Origin of the sequence: Actinosynnema sp. NPDC059797 (assembly GCF_042732085.1) — a bacterium.
GTDB lineage: Bacteria > Actinomycetota > Actinomycetes > Mycobacteriales > Pseudonocardiaceae > Actinosynnema.
Genome location: NZ_JBHWIE010000556.1, coordinates 1 through 3480, shown reverse-complemented (window position 1 = coordinate 3480; position 3480 = coordinate 1). Strand labels below are relative to the sequence as shown.

Here is a 3480-nt window from a genome sequence, read left to right as displayed (position 1 = left end):
CACTTCTGCTGGTGCGTGGACGACATCGCGTCGGTGTTCGCGGACCTGTGGGAGCACCTGGGCCCGGCGCGGACCGTCGGCTGCCTGTGGAACGACGGGCCGCAGGGCGCGGCGCTGCGGCGCTGGTTCCGGCCCGTCGCGGCCGGCCGCGGCCACCACCTGGTCGACGTGCCCTGCCGGGAGGGGAGCGGCGACCCGCTGCCCGGGTGCGACGTGGAGGTGGCGACCGGCGCGGCGACCGCCGAGGACCTGGTCGCCGCGGTGCGCGCGTGGCGGCCCCGCCTGGTGACCTGCTCGCGGTGGCTGACCTACCCGTTCGACGTGGCCCGGCACGGCCTGGACGGGGTGGCCACGGTCGTGTCGTGGTCGCCGGGGCACGAGCACGTCGGCGGCTCCCGCGCGCCCCGGGACCTGGCGGCGGCCTACGAGGCGGGCACGGGGCGGCCGTGGCTGCAACCGCTCGGCCTGGCGCACGCCCTGTTCGAGGTGGCCGCGCACGCGCTCGCCAACGCGGACCGCGGCACACCGGTGGCCGAGGTGCTGGCGCGGACCCGGCTGGCGACGGTGGCGGGCGTGCTGGACTGGACCGCCGGACCCGCGCCGGGGGTGGCGCTGGTGCCGCTCGCCGGCGGGCAGTGGCGCAGCGGCCCGTCGCTGGTCGTGGTGGACAACCGCCGCGCGTCGCTCGCGCCCGTGACGGGTGCGCCGCGGATCAGCCGGTGGTGATGGTGAAGGTGAACTCGTAGGCCACGTCGGCGGAGTCGGACCGGACCACCCTGCCCTCGCCGCGGGCGGTGGCGTAGGCGCCGGTGCCGCCGACGACGGCCACCGAGGTGTTCTCGAACCCGCCCGCGATGGACTTGTAGTTCCGCCGGCCCGACAGGTGCAGCTCGCCGTCGGCTAGGCGGAACGTCGAGGTGCAGTGCGTGGACACCGAGGGCGGCAGCCCGGTCGTGACGGCCAGCACGCCGCAGTGCGAGAAGCCCTCGCCGACGCGGTTGTCCCCGCTCGCGTCGAACAGGTCGCCGCCGGCGACGAAGCCGCTCCCGACCGCCGGGGTGACGGGCGCGGACATGAGGGTGCGCCTGGTCACCACCTCGACGGTCGCCTCCTCGGCCGCCCGGACCTGGTCGGCCCGGACCTGGTCGGCGCCCACCAGCCCGCCCGCCAGGGCCAGGACCAGCAACGGTTGAACCCGCACGACACCACCTCCGCGTTCGTCCACTCCGAACGGACGGTAAGCGCGGAAGAGGGGTGGTGCGCCGGGCAATCCCACGTTCGTGTGGACCCCCGGCGATCCGCCGTCAGAACCTCCGAACCACGTAGATGCAGTACAGGTCGGCCCCTCCGCCGCTCACGTCGAACGACTCGGCGAGGTCCGTCGCGGACAGGTACTCGCCCAGCACGTGGTGCCGGCCCGCGTTCAGGCCCACGGTGTGGCCGGGCAGCCCGGCGAACGAGGCGCACGCGTCGCCCGTCGCGCCCGGCGCGAACGACGGTGGGCAGCTGGAGCAGGCGGGCAGGTTGAACTCGTGCGCGGTCGACCCGGCCACGCGCACGCTGACCGGCGAGTTGACGCCGTTGTAGAACGTCACCCGCACCGGGCCGGAGGCGCCCAGCGGCGCGGGCACCGGCAGCTGTTCGCCCGTGCCGACCGCGACCTTGGCCGAGATCAGCGCCGACCGGGCCTGCGCGGCGTCGGCGTGCTCGGGGTAGGTGGTGACGAACCGCTCCAGCGTGGTCACGGCGTTGCCCGACTGCCCGTCGCGCAACTGCCCGAGGCCGCACTCCAGCACGGCGCGCGGCAGGTTGTTCCGGGCGTCGCCCGCCACCTTCCCGGTGGCCTCGGCGGTCAGCCCGGCGAAGTACTCCAGCGGCGACAGGGAGTTGCAGAACTCCCCGCGCCCGTAAGGCGCGACGGCCTCGGCGTAGACGGCGTCGAGCGTGGCGGGCACCTCGGCGGCGGCCGGCGTGTCCCCGAACTCGTCCACGACGACCAGCAGGGCGTCCACCGAGCCGCGGGCGCGGGCCACCGGCTCGGTCGACGTGGGGTTGCGCGCCAGCAGCAGGTAGGTCTCGGCGGCCTCGGGCCGGAAGGACGGCTCCTCCTCGACCAGGTCGCGGTAGACCTCGATGGACCGGCTGAACTCCTGGTCGTCCCGCAGTTCCCGCGCCCAGGTCGCGTAGGTCTCGACCAGGTTGTCGCGCGCGAACGGCCGCAGCACGCTGTCCGGGTGGTCCTGCCGGAACCGCAGGTACTCCTCCACCGCGCGGTCGTGGCTGCCGCCGCGCTGGGACTCGACGGCCCGCACGTAGTCGGCGCACTCGACCCGCGCCCGCTTCGCCTCGGCCACGTCGGCGCTCAGGGTCAGCCGGTAGAACCCGGTGACCGCGTCGAACTCGTCGGTCGCGGTCGCGCAGTCCCCGGCCGCCTGCGCCGCGGTCCCGTCGGCGTGGGCGGCGCGCCCGGCCAGGCCGTACCCGGCGTACGCGCCCGCGACGACGACCACGGCCAGCGCCCCGACCAGCACCGGCCGCGACCTGGTCGGCCGGCCGTGCGGGCGGGGGTGCCGCGAGGCGAGGCGGGAGGCGTCGAGCGCCAGGGCCGCGAGCCACACCACCGCGACCGCGCGCCACGCCCACGGCGACCGGGACGCGTCGGTCGCGTAGGCGGTGAACACCAGCGCCACCCCGACCACGGTCGCCACCCACGCGCGCACCCAGCGGCCCAGGTAGGCGTAGCCCAGCCCGAGCCCGGTGAGGTTGAGCAGCACGGCGGCGGCGCGCCACCGCGCGGGCAGCGGCGGGGGTGGGGGCGGGGGCGGTGTCAGGAGGGGCAGCCGAGGGTCGGTCGGCGTGTCGTCGACCCACTCCGGCTGCGCGGCGAACCCGGGTTGCCCGGCAACGCCGGGCTGCCCTGGCGCTCCCGGCTGCTCCGTGGTCCCGAACTGCTCCGTGGCCTCGGGCTGCTCGGTGGATCGAGGCTGCTCGGCGACTCCGGGTTGCTCGGCGAACCCCGGGTGTTCGGTGGTCCCGGGTTGCTCGGTGACGCGGGGTTCTTCCGCGGCCTTGGGTTCTTCCGCGGTCCTGGGTTCTTCTGCGGTCGTGGGCTCTTCCGTTCCCCTGACCCGGTCCGCTGCCTCGTTCGCTGCCTCGTCCGGCCGCCGCTCGTCCATCCACGCCCCCTCAGCGCCTTGCCCCGGTACAGCAGACCACGGGACGGGGGCGCGGGAGGCGGCTTTGTCAGGAATCGGCCACCGGATCGGCCCGGCGCGCTCCACCCGCGCCGCCGACCCGGCCCGGAGCCGAGGACCGCTCGGCTAACCGGCTGCGGACCCGGTGCCGGCCAGCGGCAGCGCCGACCGGTCGCCGGAGCCCACCAGGCCGGCCAGCGCCTCCAGCGCCTCGACCAACCAGTCGTCCAGCCTGGGCGCGGGCAGGCCCTCCGGGCCGACCAGCCGCACGGCCACCGCGCAGCGG

Annotated in this window: 3 protein-coding genes; 1 reads left to right on the top strand and 2 read right to left on the bottom strand. The window is 76.1% G+C overall.

Features of this window, described 5'->3' with window-relative positions; all coding sequences use genetic code 11:
* The coding region (locus ACFV4N_RS41525) for a type 1 periplasmic-binding domain-containing protein (protein WP_499678187.1) at positions 1-726 on the top strand (726 nt) is incomplete at its 5' end.
* Here the strand turns inward: ACFV4N_RS41525 and ACFV4N_RS41520 are convergent.
* Both ACFV4N_RS41520 and ACFV4N_RS41515 read right to left on the bottom strand, forming a co-directional pair.
* Positions 713-1201, bottom strand: a complete 489-nt coding sequence (locus tag ACFV4N_RS41520; protein WP_499678186.1) for an allene oxide cyclase barrel-like domain-containing protein — start codon at positions 1199-1201, stop codon at positions 713-715. The two genes, ACFV4N_RS41525 and ACFV4N_RS41520, sit on opposite strands and share 14 nt — an antisense overlap.
* A 103-nt stretch (positions 1202-1304) precedes the next feature.
* Positions 1305-3176 carry a tetratricopeptide repeat protein gene (locus ACFV4N_RS41515; RefSeq protein WP_499678185.1) on the bottom strand — a complete coding sequence of 624 codons (1872 nt, stop codon included), beginning with the start codon at positions 3174-3176 and terminating at the stop codon, positions 1305-1307.
* Positions 3177-3480 lie beyond the last annotated feature (304 nt).

Bases quoted from the DNA above. Each gene is read 5' to 3' on its own strand.
- ACFV4N_RS41515 (WP_499678185.1), bottom strand. From the start codon at position 3,176: ATGGACGAGCGGCGGCCGGACGAGGCAGCGAACGAGGCAGCGGACCGG.